21 protein-coding genes and 4 pseudogenes are annotated in these 24359 nt (G+C 37.1%); 6 read left to right on the forward strand and 19 right to left on the reverse strand.

The features are described 5' to 3' along the window. Positions 1-295: 295 nt before the first annotated feature. Complete coding sequence (locus MMY95_RS12040; protein WP_241277662.1) at positions 296-856, reverse strand: TetR family transcriptional regulator; 561 nt, start codon at positions 854-856, stop codon at positions 296-298. An 89-nt stretch (positions 857-945) separates the two neighbouring features. Between MMY95_RS12040 and MMY95_RS12045 the strand changes: the two genes are divergently transcribed. Further along, positions 946-1440: an HXXEE domain-containing protein gene (locus tag MMY95_RS12045; protein ID WP_241277663.1), complete on the forward strand. Its 495-nt coding sequence runs from the start codon at positions 946-948 to the stop codon at positions 1438-1440. Positions 1441-1608: 168 nt separating this feature from the next. Here the strand turns inward: MMY95_RS12045 and MMY95_RS12050 are convergent, their stop codons facing one another. The 11 genes and pseudogenes from MMY95_RS12050 to MMY95_RS12100 all read right to left on the reverse strand — a co-directional run bounded on the left by MMY95_RS12050 (position 1609) and on the right by MMY95_RS12100 (position 14838). Next, positions 1609-2379 carry a hypothetical protein gene (locus MMY95_RS12050; RefSeq protein WP_241277664.1) on the reverse strand — a complete coding sequence of 257 codons (771 nt, stop codon included), beginning with the start codon at positions 2377-2379 and terminating at the stop codon, positions 1609-1611. Positions 2380-3035: 656 nt separating this feature from the next. Then, entirely contained in the window at positions 3036-3758 is a 723-nt protein-coding gene (locus tag MMY95_RS12055) for a hypothetical protein (protein ID WP_241277665.1), read from the reverse strand. 187 nt (positions 3759-3945) lie between these two features. Next, positions 3946-4869, reverse strand: a pseudogene (locus MMY95_RS12060) (IS30 family transposase). An 88-nt stretch (positions 4870-4957) separates the two neighbouring features. Continuing rightward, positions 4958-5566, reverse strand: a complete 609-nt coding sequence (locus MMY95_RS12065; RefSeq protein WP_241277666.1) for an SIR2 family protein — start codon at positions 5564-5566, stop codon at positions 4958-4960. Positions 5567-5645: 79 nt separating this feature from the next. Then, a complete protein-coding gene (locus tag MMY95_RS12070) occupies positions 5646-6143 on the reverse strand; it encodes a TIR domain-containing protein (RefSeq protein ID WP_049176474.1) in 498 nt (165 codons plus the stop codon). A 104-nt stretch (positions 6144-6247) separates the two neighbouring features. After that, positions 6248-9385, reverse strand: coding sequence for a type I restriction endonuclease subunit R (locus MMY95_RS12075; protein WP_241277667.1), 3138 nt, complete (start codon positions 9383-9385; stop codon positions 6248-6250). Further along, on the reverse strand, positions 9378-10619 hold the full coding sequence (locus tag MMY95_RS12080) for a restriction endonuclease subunit S (protein WP_241277668.1): 1242 nt from the start codon (positions 10617-10619) through the stop codon (positions 9378-9380). The genes MMY95_RS12075 and MMY95_RS12080 overlap by 8 nt, the downstream gene beginning before the upstream one ends. Continuing rightward, positions 10609-12135 carry a class I SAM-dependent DNA methyltransferase gene (locus MMY95_RS12085; protein ID WP_241277669.1) on the reverse strand — a complete coding sequence of 509 codons (1527 nt, stop codon included), beginning with the start codon at positions 12133-12135 and terminating at the stop codon, positions 10609-10611. The genes MMY95_RS12080 and MMY95_RS12085 overlap by 11 nt, the downstream gene beginning before the upstream one ends. A gap of 71 nt (positions 12136-12206) precedes the next feature. Next, positions 12207-13580, reverse strand: a complete 1374-nt coding sequence (locus MMY95_RS12090) for an N-6 DNA methylase (RefSeq protein WP_241277670.1) — start codon at positions 13578-13580, stop codon at positions 12207-12209. A 2-nt stretch (positions 13581-13582) separates the two neighbouring features. Beyond that, positions 13583-14137, reverse strand: a complete 555-nt coding sequence (locus tag MMY95_RS12095) for a hypothetical protein (protein WP_241277671.1) — start codon at positions 14135-14137, stop codon at positions 13583-13585. A 458-nt stretch (positions 14138-14595) separates the two neighbouring features. After that, entirely contained in the window at positions 14596-14838 is a 243-nt protein-coding gene (locus MMY95_RS12100) for a transposase (RefSeq protein WP_004912700.1), read from the reverse strand. A gap of 58 nt (positions 14839-14896) precedes the next feature. Here MMY95_RS12100 and MMY95_RS12105 point away from each other — a divergent pair, with 58 nt between their 5' ends. Beyond that, positions 14897-15583, forward strand: coding sequence for an IS3 family transposase (locus tag MMY95_RS12105; protein WP_347192198.1), 687 nt, complete (start codon positions 14897-14899; stop codon positions 15581-15583). A gap of 68 nt (positions 15584-15651) precedes the next feature. On the opposite strand, the pseudogene MMY95_RS12110 reads toward MMY95_RS12105, so the two are convergent. Continuing rightward, a pseudogene (locus tag MMY95_RS12110) lies at positions 15652-15968 on the reverse strand (type II toxin-antitoxin system RelB/DinJ family antitoxin). 102 nt (positions 15969-16070) lie between these two features. Here MMY95_RS12110 and MMY95_RS12115 point away from each other — a divergent pair. From MMY95_RS12115 to MMY95_RS12130, 4 genes and pseudogenes are all read left to right on the forward strand, one after another. After that, positions 16071-16346, forward strand: coding sequence for a hypothetical protein (locus MMY95_RS12115; protein WP_241277673.1), 276 nt, complete (start codon positions 16071-16073; stop codon positions 16344-16346). Positions 16347-16413: 67 nt separating this feature from the next. Next, complete coding sequence (locus tag MMY95_RS12120; protein WP_003688751.1) at positions 16414-16701, forward strand: transposase; 288 nt, start codon at positions 16414-16416, stop codon at positions 16699-16701. 23 nt (positions 16702-16724) lie between these two features. Next, on the forward strand, positions 16725-17603 hold the full coding sequence (locus tag MMY95_RS12125) for an IS3 family transposase (RefSeq protein ID WP_010011610.1): 879 nt from the start codon (positions 16725-16727) through the stop codon (positions 17601-17603). Between the two features lie 47 nt (positions 17604-17650). Next, positions 17651-17932 (forward strand): annotated as a pseudogene (locus tag MMY95_RS12130) (hypothetical protein); the annotation flags it as partial. Between the two features lie 38 nt (positions 17933-17970). On the opposite strand, the gene MMY95_RS12135 reads toward MMY95_RS12130, so the two are convergent. From MMY95_RS12135 to MMY95_RS12160, 6 genes and pseudogenes are all read right to left on the reverse strand, one after another. After that, positions 17971-18348 carry a type II toxin-antitoxin system YafQ family toxin gene (locus MMY95_RS12135; protein WP_063493501.1) on the reverse strand — a complete coding sequence of 126 codons (378 nt, stop codon included), beginning with the start codon at positions 18346-18348 and terminating at the stop codon, positions 17971-17973. Further along, complete coding sequence (locus tag MMY95_RS12140) at positions 18349-18633, reverse strand: type II toxin-antitoxin system RelB/DinJ family antitoxin (RefSeq protein ID WP_063493502.1); 285 nt, start codon at positions 18631-18633, stop codon at positions 18349-18351. Positions 18634-19009: 376 nt separating this feature from the next. Beyond that, positions 19010-19798: a hypothetical protein gene (locus tag MMY95_RS12145; protein ID WP_063493503.1), complete on the reverse strand. Its 789-nt coding sequence runs from the start codon at positions 19796-19798 to the stop codon at positions 19010-19012. Positions 19799-20031: 233 nt separating this feature from the next. After that, positions 20032-21088: pseudogene (locus MMY95_RS12150) on the reverse strand (IS3-like element IS1163 family transposase). Positions 21089-21509: 421 nt separating this feature from the next. Further along, complete coding sequence (locus MMY95_RS12155) at positions 21510-23174, reverse strand: ATP-binding protein (RefSeq protein ID WP_063493522.1); 1665 nt, start codon at positions 23172-23174, stop codon at positions 21510-21512. Then, positions 23164-24348 (reverse strand): SIR2 family protein, encoded by a 1185-nt coding sequence (locus MMY95_RS12160; RefSeq protein WP_063493521.1) that lies wholly within the window; start codon positions 24346-24348, stop codon positions 23164-23166. The genes MMY95_RS12155 and MMY95_RS12160 overlap by 11 nt, the downstream gene beginning before the upstream one ends. Positions 24349-24359: the final 11 nt, after the last annotated feature.

Consider the following 24359-nt stretch of genomic DNA (forward strand, 5'->3'; position numbering starts at 1 on the left):
CGCATAGCCATATTTCATCTTTTTATCTCCTTACTTATGTCATTAAGTAATGACATGGTTCTAACCCTTTAATTATACAGCATCAAAAAAGAGGCCACAACTGTTAAGTTGTGGCACATTTTCTTCTTGCTTATTCTCTTCTTTTACCAAGTCCATGTTAATTATCGTGTTGAAATGAGAAAAAATACGCTAATTATTAGCACACTAAAAACATCTACTGATTACAAATATCACTCTGATATAGTTATAAAGGCTAAATGTCAGTTAGAAACCCTGAACGTATGGTATTTTTTAACTATTTCATATCAACTTGGATAGCAATCTCTTTCAATGCCCTGCTTAAAGCTTTGCTAATTTGATCTGGAGATAAGGGAGCACTCTTCTTAAAAAGCGTATCCATTAAAACACCGAATCCACCAATTGAGTACGTTAGCATGTACTCATAATGCTGGTTATTCAAACTGCCTTTTCGCCAAGGGACATTTACATTCAGGGGAAGCGCTACAATGGTTTGAATATGTCTTGTTAGCAAAGGAACTAAGAGATCATTTTTAGCTAGCAATTCAATTTTGTCATGGTGGGGCCAAATAAATTCAAGAAAATGTTTAGGGATAGTATCCGGTGTAATGGAAGATTTTAGTAAGTAATCATGATAGCTAGTGAGATATTTACAAAATGCTATATCTAAAATTTTTGTTTTAGTTTTGAAGTATCGATAATAAGTCCTTTTGGAATAACCCGATTCTAATGTCAACTGTTTGACTGTAATATGTTCAAAGGATTCGCTTTTCAGTAGTTGAAACAAGGCCTCAATAAAAGCATTTTTAGACTCTTCAATAATCATTGTCCGAGACATGGCACAAAAACTCCTTTCAGTGGCACATGTTTCCATTATATTCAAAGATTCGCATCAACATAATATAATACTAGCAGGAGGGCCATAAAATGATTAATTTTAGTTCTTATTGGATATTGCCATTGTTATTTATGTTCCATGATTTTGAAGAGTTAGTATCTGTCCCATATTGGTTGAAAGATCATAATCCCAAAATTAACGGGCGTGTGCTGTTTGGTGGAGTGAATCGTTCAGATATTTTAGCGGCTGGAATCTGGGAAGAATTTTGTATTTATTTACTGCTCGCAGCAGTCGCCTATATCATGGGCTCACCATTACTAGTTGCCACTGCAATTTTACCGTATCTGTTTCATTTGATCATGCACTTAGTTTTTGTCTTTAATAAACGTGCTTATGTTCCTGGAGCTATAACCGCAATTATTGAATTACCCATAACAATTTTTTACTTATACAGCTTAGTCACATTAACAAAAGCTCCGCTATGGGAATGGATTATCGTTGTAGTCATAATGTTTATATTCTTCATCAGTAATTTAAAATTCATTCATTGGATTATGGCAGAAACAATGCATAAACTTAGATAATACGTAGCAAACAGAGGGCCTTAAGCAATGTTCAGTAGTTTTGCTTAAGGCCCTCTGTTTGCTAGTTGATTGATAATTTTGGACAATGCTATTGAACTCTTGCAAATTGAAGCAGCTCGTGCAGACAAGTAAGACCACTAGGATATACCCTAGTGACCTAACTGTTAATTATTTTGTAGTTGTTGTGGTGGTGGTGGTAATAGTGGTAGATGTCATATTTTGTTTTTTGATGTTTTCTTTTTGTTTTTTTATAATCTCTTTTATGTAATTTTCAGCTCGTTCTTTTTTTTCATCCCCACAGCTAGTTCGATCCCAATTACCAGAATATGGTTTTAACTTCCCTTTTATTAAAGTAAGTCCTCCAGACAATTCGTCTCCCTCAAAGAAGTATGTCTCGTCACCAAATATCGTCATTGCCTTGATAATAGTAACTAACTTATATTTATTAACGTCTTTATATACATTTAAGCTTTCAAAACTGGCTGAACCATTTCTCTTGAACAAAGGAGAGTCCGAAATATCGTAAACTGTTTCACTTTCTACAAGTGCATTCGGAGAGAAATAAAATTCTATTAGTTCATCTTTTTTGTTGTTCAGTTTATTTATAGACTCAATTTTATGTTGGTCATTTACTATTAATGAATAATATCTAACGTTATCTAAAACCGATTTGCTTTTGTCTAATGAAAAATACTCTACTTCCGAATCAACAGCTAAAATTTTCCATATAGGTTTTATGCCATTTATTTTGTCAACAGTATCACTATATTTATTTTGAAGAAACAGAAAATTTGCCGAAATCAGACTGATAAGGACAGACAATATGGAACCTACCCCCAATTTTTCTTTGTTGTTAATTAGCAAAAAAATGACTAAAATTAAAAATATAATGCCAGTGCACCATTTTTCAAATTTAAGATTTTTCAATTGAAATTTCAAAATCTAACACTCCCAGTAATAATAAATTTAGATACTTTGAGAAGACAATTGGCTTTGCCCTTCAGCTTTTTGTATAATTAAAGTTTATAGAAGGATTAAGGCAGTGTCTATTCCCTGATTGGAGAGTTCCTTAAAACCATAAATTCTAACGAAAGGAGTAGCTCAAGTGTCCGTATTAACTTTAACTTTCGTACTTTTATCGTGACCTTAATTGTTGAGCTGATTAAAAGCCAACAAAAAATAAACACCTTAGCTCTGGCAAACTAGCGGTTATCAAATATCATTAAAATCTGCAACTACCTTACACGGCTTCACATGGAAAGACTTGTTCATGCGAGACTTCCTTTTCTTGCTCACATTACAACATGGCTTATAAAAATTGGTTAACGCGTCATGACTTGGTTAACCTTTGGTGTAGATTACTTGATTTTGGGATTCTGTTTAGCAAAATCTTTTAACTGGTTTTGTGTACGGTTGCTTATTTCTTGGTGTACGTCATTAAGCTGATTCTTTAATTGATTTTTTTACGCTTGATTAGCAGTTTGTTGTAAATCATTTTGCAGTTTTAAGTAAGTTTTGTTAAATTCTGCAACTGGTACTTTTTTAATATCTTTTTCTTTAGCGTTTGTTACTTGATCGACTTGTTATTTTTCATCTTAGCTATTTTGAGGGTTAAGTTGTTCAATCAATTTCAAAATGGTCTGAACAGATTCATTTATTGATTTTTCTGATATTTCTGTAATTTTTTCAAGTTTCTGAAAATCCTTTGGATTTAAATAATTTGGCAACTCATGGTTAAATTTATCCCATAATTTTTGAGCTACAGATTTTGTGAAGCCAACGGGAATTATGAATTTATTCATTGATTTGGCTATTTCAAATTCTTCCATCATACCATCGGCAAGAACAGTCTTACCATCGACTGTTTTTTTGTTTCCAAATAGAAATAAGCAAATGCCTGATTCAGATATTATTTTGTTTCTATACTTTGCCCAACGCGCTCTTATCTCATCAGTTCTTTCATTAGTATCTGCCATCGGAAAAGGGAAAAGGCTTAGATTATCATCTAAGGACCTATGATCAGAGTCATCAATTGCTTGTAAAGCACCGTTTATAACATTATCGCCAACCCCTAAACCGAAACCAGAAATAACTTTAAAGTTTTTTTCAACTAAAGAGTAAGCTAACTTAAATATTAATTTGTCTGCACTTGATTTATCGAAGTCTTTGTAGTCCTCAATGCTTCCAGATATAAAAACATTGTTACAAAGTGATTTTAATTTTATGTCTTGAAGAATACTAGGTATCTCATCATAAGAGTCAACAAACACCGTTTTTATTCCATAACCATTTAAATCAGCCACTTTATATTTTTGCAATACTTCATCCTGCTGAAACTTTTGATCATTATCTTGATATATAGGATCATTTTTCTGAATTCTTTTAACAATACAAAAATGTCGCCGTTGATTTGTAGTATTTGTTCTCTTTACCTTTCCTAGAATATAGTTTAAATTAGGATCATTAAAACTATAAGGCAGATTGCAAGAAATAACTTGAACGAATTTAATGACGTAAATTAAGCAAGAAGATCTCGATTGGTGTATGCCAATTAAGACATTTAAGTGGCCGTGAATTCAAATACCAATTAATTTGAACCAATTGGTGATCACTTAGTTCTTCAATGGCTTGGCCTTTGGGAATAAAGCGCCGCAAAACTCGGTTACGGTTCTCATTACTGCCTCTTTCATGCGGTGAATAGGCATGGGCAAAATAAACCTGTGTACCAGTTCGCCGTTCAATTGTCTGATAGTTAGCGAACTCTTTACCATGATCTACGGTAAGCGTCTTGAGCTTGTCTTGAAGTTGACTAGCTAGTTCAAGTACGGCTTGAGTCATGGACTGACTGTCGCGACCATGGAGCCGTTTAACAATTGTCAGGCGACTCTTACGCTCCACAAAAGTAGCCACAGCTTGACCTTTACGTTTACCAGAAAGTACGGTATCAGCTTCAAAGTGGCCGAATTACTGGCGAGTTTCGACTTTATGAGGCCGATCCTCAATGGAGCGGCCGTGATTGAACGTACCACGCTTTTCTTTAGCACGATGACGACGAATTCCATGATCAGGCAAATCGGTCAACTGTATATCAAGCCATCCTTGATCAATCCAGTTATAGACCGTCTTGTAGGCAATCCCCACCACATGGGCAACTTGTTCAGGGGACCACTTCTGGACTTGAATCTTTCCCTCGATCAAGTGTTTAAGTTTTTTAGTGAGCGAAGACTTCCGCCCCCGTTGACTAACCTTTCGTTCAAAGTCAGTTTGCGCTAGCCCAGCCTGGTACTCACTATTTAGCCGGTGAAGTTCGTTAAAGATGGTGGTCTTACTAAAGCCTAAGTAGTTAGCGATGTATCGCAAGGAACGTCCTTCATTATGAAGCGTTTCAATGACAACACGGTTCTGGAATGATAAAATAGTGGTGCTCATCAAGGTCCTTCTTTCTAATGGATTGTGTGGCAACACCAGTAAAGACCTTGATGGTTTTTTCTGTCCACTTAAATGTTCAACTTAAATTTTACAATCTGCCATAACCAATAAAAAGAAAGGTTTTATTAATAAAATCTCCACGTAGTGCGGTGGACATGTTGGGGTGCTTTTCATCATAGCTCATAAAGTCATCTCTAGTAATTACAGTATCATTAACGTCATCTTTGTCACCGTGCATTTTAAACACAGTAGCATCGCGCCCCCTAATACTATTTGTAAGAGAAGCATCATTCCTTTTGGTGTCTACTTTTCTGCCAGATTTTTCAAGATATTTTTCTAGTAGGTGATCATAGTTAGTTGTCCAAAAGGTAGAAACCGGCAATTCAGCAATTGCCTGTAACGTTTTATTATCATGTTGCTGATCAGATATGGAGTCTAAAATTCTGTCATTAATAAAGTTACGATTACCTGCTTGGTCATTCAAGAAGTATTGAGTAATATCCACTAAATCGTTGTAAGAATTTATGTTAATTTGCAAAGCATCAGCAAGAGGTTTTATAAGCTCCATCCAACTGAGGTTTCCAGAAGGCATAGATGTCCCTGCACCGACAAAAATAGCTGCTTCTTTTTTTTGAATATTTAATGCATATCCCTTAACAAAATCTTCCTTTGAAATTTCACCAATAATATCTGCCATTCTTGATATCCCCTCCTGAAAGTAATCAGCATCATTTAAAGATGTTTAAACAACACTTGGTTGATTCATAAAATTCATTTCAATAATCAAAGCGATTATTAATTGCTTCATCTATTAAATCTGGCAAATTCTCTTCGATGTCAGAATAAACATACTTACTAGTAGAGTAGGGAGTATCATAACATTGAACATATTTCGAAAGTCGATCACCATTAATTGTTTGTACGTTGTAAAAAGGGTTTGCGCCTTTAGTGGTCTGGTTTCCTAATATATCTTTAAGCCCATGAATATATACGCCAACAATCCCCTTATTTAAAGACATTGCATGTTCAATTTCGTATTTAATCCATTTTCTTGACGAAGTAGTTTTCCCTACAAGAACGACTAAACATGCCCTCATTGCCATTTGGTCATCGATCCACTTTTTAATTGCTGCGTCATTTTTTTGCTTGACTTCTTCCCAATCGTTTGAAGAAAACGTAGATGATGAACTTACAGCTCCCATTTCCTTCACCTGACTAGCCCGCCAATTATCTTTATTATATTCAAAGCTGAAAAATACTTGATGTTTAATCATTGTAATCACTCTCCAATTTTTATTAGGTATGTTTTCACCTATTTTGTAATTTGCTACTTATCAATAACATGATTGCACGAAATTATCTGTTCATATGAATGTATCTAGTTGTGATTTTCAAATGCCATTGTCTGTGCCTGTTCAATAATGGTATCTACTGCAGCAGGTGCAAATGTTGGCGGGTACCCATGATCTTTTAACATACGGCGGACAGCTTGCCGCATAGCGGCTTGTGTCGTCTTCCTTTGAACCCAGTCAGGAGTAGATGCATATTTACGCACAGTTCCTACCAATTCTTTGGCAATTTCTTGTAACGTATCTTCACCCATGACTTGCACAGCGGTCTTTTGATCACATAATGCATCGTAAAACGCTTGTTCATTGGCACTCAGTCCTAAGCTTTCGCCAGCTGCTTCTGTTTCCTGCATATTTTTAGCTAATTCAATCAATTTTCGAATAACAATCTCAGTCGTCACCCCACGTTGATTTAATGCTTCAATATTGTTTTCAAGCATATCACCAAACCTCCGTGATTGGATCAGATTAACCTTAGTCAATGCTTTAACTTTACCCTTAAGCAATCGCTCTAATAACTTCACTGCCAAATTTTGTTCTGGCATATTTTGGATACTATCTAAAAAATTTTCGGACAGTAAACTTAGTTCTGGTCGTTCAAGCCCTAATTCTTTATATAAATCAACAGGCTGTTTAGCTATTACTGATTGGTTTACAAGCTGATCTAATCGCAAATTTAGTTCTCGATTTGTGACAGGATTATCATGTGGACTCACTGCTTGCATAATCTTCATCAATGCACTTTTGACAGCACTAAAGAAAGCTATTTCTGAAGAAATTGCTTGTGCCTGCTTGCTTGTTACCACAAGTGCGTAAACTTTTTGTAGTTGCACCACAGTATCCGCAAACTTTTTTTGCTGTTCTTTATCTAAGCTAACTACAGCATCAAGTGCTAATCGATAAGATTCTTGACGCTTACCACGTATATCACTATTGTAGCCACTATAATTAACACCATACAGGTAATCATTGATGATAATATCGTACTTAGATTTCATTAATGACACTGCTTTATCAACGTTAATTCCAGCTTGATCACGATCATTTTTAGAATAATGTCTAAGCGCTTGATTTAAACTATCAGCAATCCCAATGTAATCAACAATTAGTCCGCCGTCTTTATCTCGAAAAACTCGATTAACTCGTGCAATAGCCTGCATCAAATTGTGCCCATGCATTGGTCTATCAACATACATTGTATTAACCGAAGGCGCATCAAAACCTGTTAGCCACATATTTACGACAATAACGATTTTTAGTTCATCATTATCATCTTTCATCCTTTGCTGGAGGGCTCTTCGCTGTTTAGCATTAGTATGATGCTTGGCTAATTCAGGACCGTCAGCAGCGGTATCTGATGTCATAACAATTTTGATTTTTCCTTTAGTTAAATCATCTGAATACCACAGTGGCCGCAACTTAACAATCTCATTAAAAAGTTTAACTGCATTGCGCCTTGACGTTTCAACTATGATAGCTTTGCCAAATTGTACTGCTTGATGAGCCTCAAAATGATGCACAAAATGCTTTGCTAAAGTCTTTAAACGGCTAGTTGCCCCAGCTAACCGTTCCAAGCTGGTAAAATCAGCTTTTCTTTTCTGATCATCAGTAACTTCAGGATCGTCTTGCCCTGCTTCGTCTATTAAAGCTTCGTACTTATGCTGTACTTCTGGGTCAGCGGCTAAGGGAATAACGTGATTCTCATAAAAGATTCGAACGGTTGTGTGATCACGAACTGACTGTGTCATGTCATAAATATCGATATAATCACCAAATACTCCCGTTGTGGACTTATCATCGATATTAATTGGTGTTCCTGTAAAGCCAATAAACGAAGCATTTGGCAACGAATCACGTAAATATTGTGCGAAACCATATCTAACTCCGTCTTTGGTATAACGAGCTTTCATACCATATTGCGAACGGTGTGCCTCATCTGATATGACAATGACATTACTACGGTTAGTTAATACTGGCATAGCATCTTCACCATCTTCAGGTGAGAACTTCTGAATGGTGGAAAAGATGATACCTCCACTATTGGTTGCTAGCAGATCACGTGTATCTGTCCGTGACTTAGCCTGCTTAGGTGTTTGCCGTAGATAATCATGCGCTGCTGAAAAGGTTTGTTCCAGTTGATCATCCAGATCGTTGCGATCATTGATGACCAATATTGTTGGATTCCCGATTTTTCGGCTGACAATCCCTGAGAAAAAGACCATTGACAACGATTTACCTGATCCTTGTGTGTGCCACACGACACCGATGCGATTATTTTTTGGGTCTTGCAAAGTCTTAGCAGCACGAGCCACTGCCTTATTAACCATGTAATATTGATGGTAGGCTGCCAAGATTTTAGATGTTTTCGCGTCATTAGATTCAAAAATAATAAAATTCTGAATTAAGTCTAGAATGACAGCGGGTTTCAGCATATTGGTAATCATAGTTTCCAGTTCATATGAATCCGGCAAATCAGAATCGCGATGATCTGGTGATCGCCATTGCATAAACCGATCAAACCCGGCTGAAAGGGAGCCTGTTCTTGCATTAACGCCATCAGAAGCAATTAGGACTTCGTTGTAGGCCATATAATCAGAAATGTCTTGCTTATAGGTCTGTAATTGATTATAAGCATCTTCAATCCCAACATTCTCGTTAGCTTGGTTCTTAAGCTCAAAAGTCACTACAGGTAATCCATTAATAAAGATCGTAATGTCAGGTCTGCGATTATGGCCTCCTTGTTTCACTGTGAACTGGTTTGTCACCATGAAATCATTGACTGCAATATTGTTAAAATCAACTGCCTTTACAGAATAAGTGTGTGGTTGTCCATTTTTGTTTTCAGTTACTAATGCGCCTTCAATCAGTAACTTGTGGAAATGATGGTTATTTGCCATTAAATCTGGTCCGTCTGGAATGCTTTTAAACTGACGCAATGCTTCTGTATAAACAAAATTCGGCAGACCAGGATTTATTTGTTTGAATGCAGCCATTAGTCTTGGCTCAAGTACAATTTTCTGATGGTCATTATCGCGTTCGCTATCTACCTGAATATTGGGCCGGTTATACTCAGCACTGCGTAAATCTGTGTAGCCAAGAGAGACAATAAGGTCAATTGCTTCTTCTTCAACATCTTGTTCATTAGTAAATGACTGACTTTTAGGCATTCTTCATCGCCTCCTCCATACTAGATAGATTAATACTTCCCGATAGGAGTTTAGGCAATAAGAGAGCACGCAATTTTTTCAGTCTTTGGATCTCAGATTTTGTCAATTTGATTTTCTCAAGAAAGGGTACTAGTAATTCCCCAAGTCTTTCGGCTTTTATTCTATTGAATGCAATCTCGAAGGAGTAAGCCACTCGTGGTAACACACGTTGCCGTGAATTTGTTGATCCGGTTGTATTTGACATCAGAAACTGCTTATAGGATTTATTATTAACTATTGCAAAGATAAAAGCCTGCATTTCCGCAGAATCAGCGGTAAAAGTCAAAAACTCTGTAGAAGCGACATTAAGAATCTTATCAGAAATATTGGGCAACCAAACACGTTTTACCTGTGGATTCATCTTCGAAACCAGCACCGAAAATGGCTCAACAATATTCTTGTTACTTTTAATACTAGTCACTTTATCAATAATGGGGTACTGATCCTCGTCAAAGGCAGGCATGCTAAAATGGTTTACCAATGTCTCAGATGTTTTCTTAGGATTGAAAGTCTTTGTCTTAGTTTGTATTAAATCAGATAAAGCTACATGGTCAGCTAACACAACTTGTGAATTAGCAAAGTATTCTCGAAGATATATATTATCAATTAGTTTCAGCAAGTTCTTGTTGATCTGATGATTAAGTTTAATTTTTTGATCGATCAAATCAAAAATGGTTCCGATTAAATGTTGTGTATTCAATGGTGGAAAAGGAATACACATTTTGCTTAATTTTTGGCGTGATAACTCAACTTGACCTGTACTTCCCTGTGCAAGAGTTGATCCCATATAATTCGAATAAACATCACTGCTAAGAACAACTGACATGAATTTCGGATCAACAATAGCAGTATCAGGACGGACTATTGTTACGTGAGAGTCAACAAATGTCGGTCGCATAGGATCAATACTGATATACGCTGACCTTCCTACCGTTCCTACGCCAGTAGAATTTACTAAGGTATCACCAATTTTAATAAATACACTTTTATTAATATTCTTCTTAGCGTCGTTATATTTTACGTAACGATAATCAATCGTAAAATTACGAATCATCTTTTGATTAATAACGGGAATCCCCTCCACAGAGGCAATATATTTAGGCTGGCGTCCCCGGCTAATAAACGTGGTAACATCTGACAAAGCCACATGCTTCCAACCTAGTGGAAGCTCCCCAAATAAAGTTTTATTTTCCATACCCAATACCTCTTAAAACTTTCAAAATCTTGTTCTGCAACTGATCACTCTTATCGAACTGTTTCTTCAATTCATCGCTTAACTTTGTCATTTCAGCATCAAACTCTTCTTCTGACATTTGCTTTTCTGCAGCTAATCCGACATACCGACCAGGTGTTAGAACATAATCATTAGCCTTAATATTCTCCAACTTTTCAGCTTTACAAAAGCCGGGGACATCTTGATACGCTTTTTTAGAGGTTCCCGTATAAGCGTGATAGGTATTGGCAATCTTATTAATATCAGCGCGCGTAAATTCGCGATGGGTTCGATCTGTCATTGATCCCAATTCACGAGCATCAATAAACAAAGTCTCTCCCTGGCGGTCACGTTCATTAGGCGATGCTTGATTCATATCAAATATCCATAAAGAAACTGGAATAGATACGGAATAAAACATTTGGCTTGGCATTGCCACAATGGCATCCACTTTATGATCCTCGAGCAGCTCTTGGCGAATAGCCTTTTCATCACTAGTCGATGTTGATAAGGAACCATTAGCTAGGACGATGCCAGCCTTGCCATCTGGGGTCAATTTACTCAAGATATGTTCAATCCAAGCATAGTTGGCATTTCCATTATAAGGAGTTCCCCAGCGCCAGCGTGAGTCGTCAATAACCTTTTCAGCTCCCCAGTCTTTTACGTTAAATGGCGGATTTGCTAAGGCAAAATCAAAGCGTTCGCCCTTGTGTAAATCATTTAATAGTGTATTACCATTACGAGGGCCTAAGTTGTTATCAATGCCATGAATAGCTAAATTCATTTTAGCTAAGCGCCAAGTGGTTGGATTCCATTCCTGTCCATAAACAGACAAGTCTAGAATAGTTCCTTGGTGTTCACGTACGAACTCTTCAGATTGCACAAACATGCCACCAGAACCGCAACAAGGATCATAGATCGAGCCTTTAAACGGTTCAATCATATCGACGAGTGTTCTAACAATGGAACGCGGCGTATAGAATTCACCATCTCCATTAGTTGCAAATTTACGCAAAAAGAATTCGTATACGCGGCCTAATACGTCATTTTTTCGAGATTCTTCATTTCCAACCTGAACGTCCGAGAACAAATCGATGACCTCACCCAGATTTTCCTTAGCTAAATCTGGCGAAGCATAATTTTTAGGTAAGACCCCTTTTACACTAGAGTTCTCACGCTCAATTGCAGTCATTGCTTTATCAATTGTAGTGCCAACTTCTGGTGTTTTAGCAGCGGCGGCAATTACTGACCAACGTGCCTCTGAAGGTAGCCAAAAAACATTTTTAGCATCGTAACTATCGCGTTCTTCTGCCTCTTCTGGATAATTAGAAGCTAACAATTCTGCATGCAATTCTTCAAATGTATCTGATACATATTTTAAGAAAATCAATCCCAAAACAACGTTTCGATACGTTGATGCGTCCATTGAGCCTCGTAACTTTTCTGCTGCACTCCACAGTTTGTCTTCAATTCCTAATTCATTACTCTTTACTGGCATTAATAGTTCCTCCAATGTTTTTCTTTAAATGTTAAACTTCTAAAAACTAATACATTTACAGTTGCACTATTCTACTGATACTTCATCATGATAAGTCGGCTATCAGCTTCTAGGGTTGATAATTGCTGATCGATCTTTACTATTTTATTTTCCAACTCAGACACAGCAATTAGCTTAGGCGGGATATAAGTATCTACGTAGCGTGGAATGTTTAAATTATAATCATTTTCAATGATCTCTTTCGGTGTAGCTACATACGCATATCGCTGAATGCTAACGAATTTGTGATATGTCTCAACAATCTTGTTAACTGCTGAAGTTGACAACAAATCACGTGAACGTGCTTTTTTAACCTCATCATCACTTGCATCAATGAACAATACGTCTTTGCGTTTTCGATTCTTCCGTAATACTAAAATCATAGTTGGGATTGCAGTTGTGCTTTGTAAATTAGCTGGCAAACCAATCACTGCTTCAATATAGTTGCGTTCAAGCAAGTACTGACGAATTTTTGCTTCCGCTGATCCTCTGAATAGAACACCCTGCGGTAACTGAATCACCATTGTTCCATTGTCATTTAAATGGGCCAGTCCATGCAGTACAAAGGCGAAGTCTGCTCTAGATTTTGGTGGTAGTACTCCAATTTTATGATAAATACCCCTTTCAAGAAGGTTGGGGTCTGGATTCCACCTCATTGAGTAAGGTGGATCATTAATAATAACGTCGGCACCTGAATCACCAAATGGCCAATCGGCAACAAGTGCATCACCATTATTCAGTGCATGACTTGTATTGTCATCGTCTAATAGGCCTAGCACCATTTCACAGAAAAGATATGCTTTGGCATTTAACTCTTGTCCTAACAATCTAACTTTCCGTGAATTTGGTATAACACGTCTCATTTCAAGTAAAGAGCCGCCCCATCCAGAAGTAGAATCATATATTCTAACTGGTTCGTCCCCGTCAAAAGATAGATTTGCTAACTGAGCCATCAGAACATTAATCTGATCAGGCGTATTAGTTCTCCCATTTAGCCTTGATTCAAGGTCAACGTATGCATCTTGCATGGCTTTAAGTAATACAAAGCGATCAGATTGTTGTCTAACTAAACGTAATGTGCTTTCACAAATTTCATTAAAGACTTGCAGTTGCTTGTCCTTACCGATTCTTAGCAACAATATCCGTTGAATGCTTTCATTAAGATCTTCAATTACTGCCAATTGAGTTTCATCAGATTTAGCAATAGCATGTAGCTGCTTGTTAAGTGCCTCAATATGCATGCCCTTCTGCTTAAGGAGTTGAGCATACGCTGGATTTATTTCGTATAAATAAACGAGATCAAATAAAGTTGTTACAATCGAATTAGCGTCAAATAGGTCCCGGTATTGACTGCTAATACTCAAGATAGCTCTTTTCGCTGTTTCAACTGATTGTGAATAATCCATAGTTAACCTTCCTCCATCATATGCTGCCTAATGAATTGTAGTACTTGTTCTTCAGTCAAATCAGCCTTTCGTTTTAACGCTATTGATCGTTTTTGACTCAGAACATAAAGTTCCCCAATGTCATGTTGCAACGACAAGTTTGGTATAGAAATAGTCATTTCACGTAAATCTTTTAATATTACTCGACGTCCTAGCTGTCCCAATGCTTCCAGTTGACGTTGTGCTTCAATACTGTGGTTAAACCACCAAACAAAGTAACTTTGTTTTACTCGACTATCTAGTGTTGCTGCGGTAAAGTTTGCAGTCAATATTTGCTCGTCTACAAAAGCTTTTTTCTCCACTAGATAGGCTTCTCGTTGCAGCATTGAAATTCCAATTTGATCTGTGGTGATTAACGGCAACTCAGAATCACCATGGATATATCTAACTGACCTCGACAATGGATTGTATATCATTCTCTGACTAGGTTTTTCATCAATAGGATCTTTGATTCTTGGTAATAAGATCCCAGTGGTAAAATCCGCAAGGTTACCAAGCTTACTTTTTGTAAATTTCATTCGCTTCTCCTGTTATTCTCGTGAATTACTTTATGGAATGGTGCAATCATATCAGGTAATTCATAAAATGTCAAATGTAATTATTGAGAATTACAATATTGGAAGAGCAAAATAATACCACCAAACAGGGAAATCTGCCGTGGCGGTATCACTTTAACAGTAATATATACAACCAAGTTCAGTAAATATCTTGATCATTCGTTTCTCATTCAATGCAAATCATTCTTTTACTTGGGCATCGCTCAATTTCCTTGTATAATAGATCAAGTAAGAAGTTTTCTACGCTTTTCTTGTCGACTGGGCTGCCAATGGCGCCAGTTGTAATAGGTACTAGGTTTGATTTTAAGTGCACTTAAAATACGCACAAGCGCGTAGCCTTGTGCTAAAAATTGGTTAACGAGCGGCAATCCCACATTACGGACTATTTTTTGGCTAGTAAGATGGCCGCTCAATGCCTGTCAGGCTATGCGTGATAAAATTTCGTTTTCTTCCTCCAAAATAGCGAGACGCTTCTCTAGTTGCTTGACGTCTTTTAAAGTCTTTGACTGACCCTTGATCATGATTGGGGTAGCTTGTTTAACCCAAATAGCAATAGAATCTTTCGACGGACCAAATTCTTCTGCTAATGATTTAAGTGAACGGCCTTCTTGGTGAAGTTTAACCAATGAATCTTTGAAATCTTGTGAATAACGAATTGACATAAAAATACTCCTATACTTTCATTTTACGGACTGAATAAAAATAGTCCATTTTTTTAGTATAAGAGCAGTTCAAGAAGAGCTCATTAAATTAGATATCCATCTATCAGACGCCGTAGTGCGTCGTTTGATGGATGAATTAAATGTTCAAGTAAGCCTTTATAACCGCCACAGAAATGGTAGATATTCATCTTATAAAGGTACAGTTGGAAAAGTGGCCCGTAACGTTCTACATCAGCATTTTAATGAAACCGTACCTTTCAAAGTATTACATACCGATGTTACACAAGTACGCTTGGCCGATACTAAGTGGGCTTACGTTTCAGCTATTACTGACGAAGCAAGCAAGGAAGTTTTAGCATTTCAAGTAAGTAATAGTCCTAACAGTAAACTAATTATGAATACACTCGATGAACTCACAGAAAATATTCCGGAAGGAATAAAACCAATAATTCATTCAGATCAAGGTTGGCATTATCAATTGAATTACTATACCGATAAACTCTCTGAAAAAAAATTTATACAAAGCATGTCTCGTAAGGGAAACTGTCTTGATAATGCGCCAATTGAAAGCTTCTTTCATCTTCTTAAAACAGAATGTCTTAATGGATTTCCACAGTGTAAAGATATTGGAGAATTCAAGGAAATCACAAAGAATTACATTGATTGGTTTAACAATCGACGAATATCACAGAAAACAAAAGGCATGACTCCCTGCGAATACAGGGAACATGCCTTAGCAGTTTAAAAATATTCAATTTTGTCTAACTTTTGTGTTGCACTTTATCAAGACGTTTATCGGAAAATGTTTTTTTACTAATTTTTTAACTCACGTTCGAAAGACTTTGTCCTCTTAATTGCATCTAACTTATCGATCCAATCATCTAAGTCATTCAATGAGCCGTTCATTTGGGATTGTCCTATTTCGGCCTCTCGCTTTGCTGCCAAAGCTTCAGAAGAATCTAAAAAAACTGACCAAGCGAACTTCATTGTTGGCTGCTTTGACCAAAGACAATCGAATATACTCAGGAATAGTTAAACCTTGCTTGGCTAAATTATTTTTGGCTCGCTTACTAATTATCAGAGGTAACCCGTGTTGACACTGTTTTATTTTTAATAATGCTGGCATTCATCATAATTGCCTCCTGTTTGTTTATCATCGTACCACATAATTGTGGTTTGCTTTTTGGATTTCTGCAACCAATTAACTTTTAAAGTAAAAGAAATTATTGCTCGTGCAGCAAATTGTCTTACCTATCAAAGATTCAAATATTCTCAAAGAAGTACAAGATACCCTACTTCATAATTTTAAAGCCGGGCGGCGAAATTACACAATTTTTCAAGTTGGCAAGGCGACCTTATTACGCGTGAGCGATGTTATGAAGCTTCGTTTGGCCGACGTCTTCAACGGAAATGGTACTGTGCGTCAGAATGCGTTTATCCACGACAAAAAAACCGGCGCTTATCGCGTCTACACGCAATCGAATTATAATATTGTGGGCCTAGAATAAAAAGTGTACAAGTTAAATAGAGACTCTGATTTAGTATAATTAAGGAAGTAAATTGGAGGATCAAATAATGACGAAGCACAGTTATGACAAGGAATTTAAGGAACAGGCCGTTCAGTATTACTTAGATAACAAGGATCACATGACCATGAATGAAATAAGTAAGAATCTAGGTATTGGGGCTAGTACATTACATAAATGGATTAAGCTGTTTACTGAGACTGGGGAGTTTGGCCGTGGCTCTGGTAATTTTGCCAGCGATAAGGACAAGGAGATTGCACGACTAAAGCGTCAACTTCGTGACGCTGAAGGAGCGATCGAAGTGTTAAAAAAATCAATCGGGATTCTGAGCAAGTAACTACCGAAAAGGTATACCAAGAAATGGACGTTCAGCACGCTTTGGAATCCCACCCTTCCATCAATGGTATGTGTGATTATGTTGGAATCTCAAGAAGTGGTTACTATCAACGAGAAAAGCGTCATAATCACCAATCACCGCGAAAGCTTCGGAAGAAGTTTATTCAAGGTGAAATTAAAGCAATTTGGCTCAAAAGCCTTTGTATTTACGGTGCCGGCAAAATCACCCAAGAACTTCGCTCAAAAGGATATAAGATCGCTGAACGAACTGTTGGTAAGTATATGCGTGAACTTGGCATTCACGCCGTTTACCTAACCCCTTGGACGACTACCACTCGCAATTCTAAGTTTGATAAACAGCTAATAAATATTTTAGACGAGCAGTTCAATCCATTGCGACCAAACGCCGTTTGGTGCATTGACACCACTTATATTCCAGTTCATGACGGATTCGTTTATTTAACCAGTATTATGGACTTGTACTCCCGACGGATCATTGGTTGGGACTTATCTGAAACCTTGGAGGTATCGAATGTCATCCCACTTATTGAAAAGACTAAGCACAGTCGCCATATTAGCAAGCCATTAATCATGCACAGTGATCGTGGTAGTCAGTTTACGTCTGAAGCTTACAATCAAGTTACAGCTAACATGACATTAAGCTATTCAAAGAAAGCTTATCCTTGGGATAATGCCTGCATTGAGTCGTTTCATGCCTTGATTAAGCGTGAATGGATAAATCGGTTTAAAATCCATTCATACTCCGAAGCTAAACGACTAGTTTTTCAGTACATTGAAACGTTTTACAACACAGTTAGAATTCACAGTCACTGTGGATTCAAATCACCAAAGCAACTTGAAGATGAGTATCAAACTCAAATTCAAAATTTAGTCGTGGCATAGGACAAAAAGGTCTCTATTTAAATTGTCTATTTTATTGACAGGGGACCAATTACACAATTTTTCAAGTTGGCAAGGCGACCTTATTACGCGTGAGCGATGTTATGAAGCTTCGTTTGGCCGACGTCTTCAACGGAAATGGTACTGTGCGTCAGAATGCGTTTATCCACGACAAAAAAACCGGCGCTTATCGCGTCTACACGCAATCGAATTATAATATTGGCTTAGTCATGCACTTGTTGAATCATTCTAGTGAAGCCATGACGTTAGCTTATTTAGGTTTGGATCAATCCAGTCAAGAAACCATGCTTGATCAAATTGATTTTGGATAACTTAAAAAGGGACGCTCAATATGAGTATCCCTTTTATATTACCCAAATAGTTCACTATGCGTGCCAATACCAGCTAAAAAGACAGTTTTACCGGTTGGCACATAGACCAATAAATGGTCGCCATTGCGACCATCAAAATGTAATTCTAGAATAATTACCGTCATATTGGCATTATTTAATTGACGCTTAATTTGTTTCTTTAAGTCCTTTAGCCCTTCCAAAGCATGCGGATAAAAATAATCCGGAATGGTTTTATCTTCAATTAAACACTGAATAATAAATTCCCAAGGGCTTCGCTCTTGATAGTCAAGCTCTTGAGGTAGCGAACTTTTAAATACTGAACGCCACTTAGGATCTTGACGCCGTTTTTTGAACTGTTTTTTAAAATTTTTGGTATATTTAATTACTTTCGTCATTTATTTTGAAGGCTCCAATGCGTCATCGGAGCTAAGCAATTGATCTAATTCTTTAAGGCTATGTGCTTCGGGTAGCTTTTCTTTTCCAGATAAAGCATCAACAACTTCTTGGATCGAATCTTTTAACTGCCGATTAGGGATTGAATAATATTTAGGTAAGCCCTCATTAGCAACTGTTGTCAGTGTCATGCGCATAAAATCAGAAATTGTTAGACCGTGATTAGCCAACACGTCTTTGGCTTTACTTTTAATAGTTCCGTCAATTCGAGCTTCAATTCTTGCCATTCTCATCACCTCAACAACATTGTACGCTATTTGGCGTACAAATGCAATTATACTTAATCTGATTAAATTCTTTACAGAACAACCTCAATTCTAAAATTAGGCGTTAACTGAGGCGGGTTAAATAACAAATCAGAACCGTGAGTTCGATAGGCTGCAATGAGTATTCGGAATAATTTTGGTGCTATCTGATATTTATTTGCAATGCTAAGAGAGCTCCCTTGACCATTAAAATATTCAGTTAACGCACGCAATTTAATTTCTTTTGAATCTTAGTCATAAAAAATACCCCCAAACTAAAGTTTTTACTTTAACTTTGGGGGTATAGATCATATCTTGATTATGGACATTAGGGATTATTTATTGGCAATCGTAGTTGCTAAGACAATACTGTTTTTAGTGTCTGCTCTAATATCAATCTTAAATAATTACTAATGTTATTTTTTTTTAAGGAATTAACAGTAGCACTAACTATTATAGGGACACCGTTGTTAGATGGAGATAGATAGTTATTAGGAAGAATTTCATCATTATAAATTTGATTGTTTGTGTTATTAATTTTATTTAACACGTCATCATCTATCCAAAGTATATCAGATTCATTGTGATCATTACCCAAGAAATATGTTGATCTACTAAAATTTGACGATCCTATTGTCGCAACGGGAACAACAACATTTTTAATAAAGGTTGATATATCTCCTTTACCCTTTAATACTGGTTTTAGTGATTTATTTTTCCATAATAGGATAAAAAACATTTTTCTATGATCTTTTGCAAAGGGTGCTGGTGATTTAATTAAATTAGGTTGAATAGTAACTGTAGATACTTTTCTGAAAGCACTTACGGTGAAATTAAGTATTTTGGAGTATTTTGATTGCTTAGTTGGTTTATTATCACCATTCATAGTTCCTAAAATCCAACAATTTGAGATTTTTTCCCCTTTTATTAGTCCCTTAGTAATCTCATTCACTAAATCATCTGCGGTATTTTGTTGAGTTGATAAATATCCAGGGGAAATGACAAGGCCCATTTCGTAATTGTTATTGTTTGCTATAGTACATACTGTTTTGACAGCATTCTGTAGACTTTTCTCTAAGGGCCCACCTAATGATCTATTTGTTACTCCAGTAGTACTAACATATTTTTGAATGTAATTTATATGCATTGAACTCCTCCCTTTCTATAAGTAGATGCAAAAGGTAATTAGGATGTAGTATTAATAATTAAGTACGAATTTCTTAAATTTGAAAATAGATAATCTTCTGAGTAATTGAAGTCTTTTTTAGAGTGGTCTTTATATAGATTATTTTTTGGTTTTTAAATACGTTATTGATATCTTGCAATAATCAAGCTAGTTTATTCAAGTTGCTCCTATGTCAATAAATGGCACATCTTTTTCTAAACACTCGTTCTAATTCTGTCGGAATTAAACCAACTGATGTAATTTGAGGTTCGGATTACCAAGTCCTCAAAATTGGAAAAAGTTGTTTGAAAGGCAAACTCTCTCTTCAACAATGAGTGAAAAGCTTCAATTGGCCCATTATCATAAGGATAACCTTGTTTTGAGTATGAGTGGCTAATCTGATGCCGTTCAAGTAAAGTTTCAACTTCGTTGCTGGTGTACTGTGAACCCATGTCAGAGTGAAAATATTGTGGCTTTTGATGACATTCAAGCGCCTGATTAATCGTTTCTACAACTAACGTCGCCTCCATCTGACGACCAATCTTGAAAGCAAGGACTTGATGAACCTTTGGTTCGTAAATAGAACTGAGATAAACCCAGGTTCCTGGACGTAATTCCAAATAAGTAATGTCAGCACGCCATATCCTTGCATTGGGCTGGTGCTTGATTAAATTGGGGCGTTGTGAATGATCCACATGAGTGCCAGGTTTTTTAAATCGCCGATTCATTAAAGAGTGAATCTCCATTTCCCTCATTAATCGTAAAATTCGTTTTGACCCAACACAGATGCCTGACTTGCGAAGCACCATCGTTATTCGTGGATAACCATAGGCACGATAATTATTTTCCCAAATCAATTTAATTTTTTCTTTGAGCTGATTATCAACACGTTCGTGTTGACTAGGTTGATATCTTTTCCAATGGTAATAGGTGCTGCGCGGTAATTTCAGTGCCGAAAGAATAATTGATAAGCGGTGTCGCAATAACTGATCTTCTATGAAGACAAGGCAATTAATTCGTCCTAATGCTTTCCCAGTAACACCGCCGCAGCTTTTAAAATTTCAAGTTCCTCTTTTAATCGCTGATTTTCCTTTTGAAGTTGTTTGAATTCTTTGGACGTTACTTCAGTACCGTCTTCTAGCTCAACTGATTTAGCGCCTTTAACCCAGTTATGAATTGCGGCTGGAGAAACACCGTATTCCTCGGAAAGCGAGCGAATAGATCTTTTCTCTTCACAATGCTGGCTTTAAAATCATCTTGATATCGTTTCATTGGAATGCTCCTATCTTGTTTTATTAATTATGGCACAACTGTTCAGAAATTTATGTACCAAATACTAGGATAGGAGCAATCGATGCCTAACAGTGATATTGAGAACATTGATTCAATCCCCACGGTCTTTGTCACAAAGAAAACACTCATACCATTTATGACAAAGGTCATGATATGTGCTTGAAGATTTATGGAAACGAAGGAGCTGTGATGTTGCTATACAATCTTTAAAAACTAAAAATGGGCTTGATAAGTTGACGTCAGATCTGCACGCTCACTATGTGTATTCACTCGAAAAAGCCAAGATTGTTCATCTAAATTGAACAAACCTGACTTTACTCACAGTCTGCTTGGTCATCTCCTCACTTGAGTAACCAATAACGGGGTAGCTAGTGCAATCAATCATCCTTGCCCTCAACATTCATTTGCTTTCGCATTGCAGTGACGGTGAACTATTAGCATGACTTCTCTTTGATTTATCCATTTTTAATTGAATGTCATGCATTAGATTGACACTTGTCAGTATTGCCTCACCCTGATCCAGTTTTTGAATCTGGTGTCGACTATCCTCATCAAGATAATTCTTAATTGAGAATAACTCATCCGGTTGCGTTAACCTGTGTATCAACATGGAACCCATCTGAGCAATAAGAATTTTAGAGACATCATTTGGGCTCTGGGTAGTAAGGAGCAAGTATACCCCCAACTTGCGCCCCTCACGAGCTAAAGTAGTTAACCCATCTTCCACAAGACTACCATCGTTAGTCTGCCTCTTTACATACCGATGAACCTCGTCGATAAATAATATAAACGCTTGTTGCTCTCTTTGCTTACATTCTTCTATTCTCCGGCAGATAAAATCAACTATTAACTGCCCAACTTGATCTCCAGAGTTAATTGTCGAGGCATCAACATACAAGCTACGTTTTCCTTCAAAAAAGGCATCAAGTCTTTCTGTAAGTGAATTTTGAGAAGCATCGGCGAATAACTTACGAAACATTGGCGACTGCTGAAATTGCTGAAGTCTTTCCACCAAGGGCCGGTTGGCGTTTGCCTTAAAGTAATCTTTCTCCAACTCACCATTTGAGAACTTCTTTTCGGAGACAGACTCTTGTAACATCTGCTGTTCCAAACAAGTGAAATTGAAATTAGTATCCTCTGAACTTAGATTCGCCATGTTCGTCTCAATTTGTGCAAACGTGGTGCCAATCTTTTGATAGACTTCTCCCTTTAAATCATTTTTCCACTGAAATCGTAGTGCTAGGATAGCGTTCATCAAAGATGGAGCCTGAATGCCAGGACTAGCTTGCAATAAATCAATCCATTGATCAATCGACACACTTCCAGGTACAATGCAGGTATCTTCTCCAAGATGGAGCTTGTCAATTTCATTTTCATCAAATGTGTCTTTATATTCCCCAGTTGGATCAATGATTAGAATTTTTTCTCCATCATTGGATGCTTTATCCAAAATTGATAATGCGCTGGTACTCTTCCCGCTACCGGTTGAACCGATAATCATCAGATGCCTACTGAACAATGTTGCAGGCTTGAAGCCAATTTTTAGATTAGACTTTACAGCTAGTGTTGCAAATGGTATCAATGAACGTTCACCTTTCGCTGAATCAAGCACTTCTAACGACTGATAATAGCGAGTAATTACCTCCTCTGGAGCAAGATAAACCTTGTCATGTATTGCAACGCTAGAAAAGCCAGTCGGACGAAATACGTCCATAAACGGTGGAATATACGCTAACATTTCGGCTGCGGTCTGGGGATAAATTGCATCCAGCTTTCCTGTTTTCATCAACACATGAATACTCTCAGAATCTTTGATTGCGTTTCGCTTTACTCTTCCAATAAATATTCCATTTTCACTAGCTACAATTATCATATAATTCATTCCGCCTGGGACAAAACTTTCTCTCTGAAAAATTCGACCTTGTAATATTGATAGGTTCTCTATTTGTATGGTGGCAGCAGCTGCAGACACCTCAGATATTGTGCCAAGATAGTAATTGCTCTTATCGAGGTTAACAGTTCCTGCTTCATGAGCAGATCTTTGAAACACGTGATCAATATTCATTCGATTCCGCCTCCAGATATCTTGGAAGCTTATTCAAAACTGCTTGAAGGAATACAATCGAGTAGCCCGAATCCTTTAGCCCTTCCAATAATTTCCAACCTCGAGCATCATGTCCCTCCAAGGAATAATCGGATACCAGCAGTGATAATCCTGAGTTATGTGTTACAGCATGATACACCATCTCGGCAATATGAGTATCACCAAAACTAAATCCATTGGCAATCAATAAAGTGTTAGGTCTATTGATCAATTCTTGAAATTTAGAGAACAGCTCAAAATAAGGCTCTGTGTACGATTGCATATATTTGTTTGCACTCGGGAATATCATCACCGGACTGTTAACTAGATTGCGCGGCAATCTCCGCAAGATATGTTCATCGTCGAATTGCCACGTTAATGATCCGTGAAGCTTGATCAGATTGATAACCTGCTTCTTGTACTCCAGCTCAGCAGTTGCTAAATTAGGAATATCTTTTACCAGATTCCATTCAAACACGTCTGGATCAAAGTGTGGGTCAATATCCGCTGTAAATCCATCCATAACAGTGTATGCTATTCTAGCTGCAGCTTCTTCAAACAACGTGTCATAGTTCGTTGTTGCGATAGTGAGCTTGTTAGGTGGAGTGATACGAGACGAAAGTATATTAATGATTTGAGCATGCTTCAATAATCGGTCGTCGTAGTCATAACTTGTATTCCGAATTATCGTTTCTAGGATGACGGAGACACTTTTGTTATACTTCGATTGTTTGTCTATCGCAATGTACGGCTGAGCTGATTGAACAGCTGAAATAAAATTTTCTAACTGAAAGTCTTCACTTGTAGCATCAATAAACTTATATTTTGAATACCTTGCCATTTGGCTGATGGAAAACGCTTTTTCATCAGTATCCAGAGCATCTGCAATAATTCCAGTTAGCTCTCGCATTGAACGGCCTCGAATGCTCTGTGAATCTTGCTGACCGGTAATTGATGCACCCGCTCCTGCCAAAAAAACAATTTGTGAGTAATTATTATTGATAAATCTCGCGACTTCGTTACTCACGCGAGATTCGAATTCGGCTTCTTTGATAGGCTGATTGTCGGCGTCAAGCATCTTCACCCCATTCAATAGGTATTGATCGCTTCCACCCCTTGATAAGGTTAACTTACCACTACTAAAAATATTGCTCAAATTACCCTCCT

Origin of the sequence: Lactiplantibacillus sp. ME-2 (genome assembly GCF_022549155.1) — a bacterium.
GTDB lineage: Bacteria > Bacillota > Bacilli > Lactobacillales > Lactobacillaceae > Lactiplantibacillus > Lactiplantibacillus plantarum.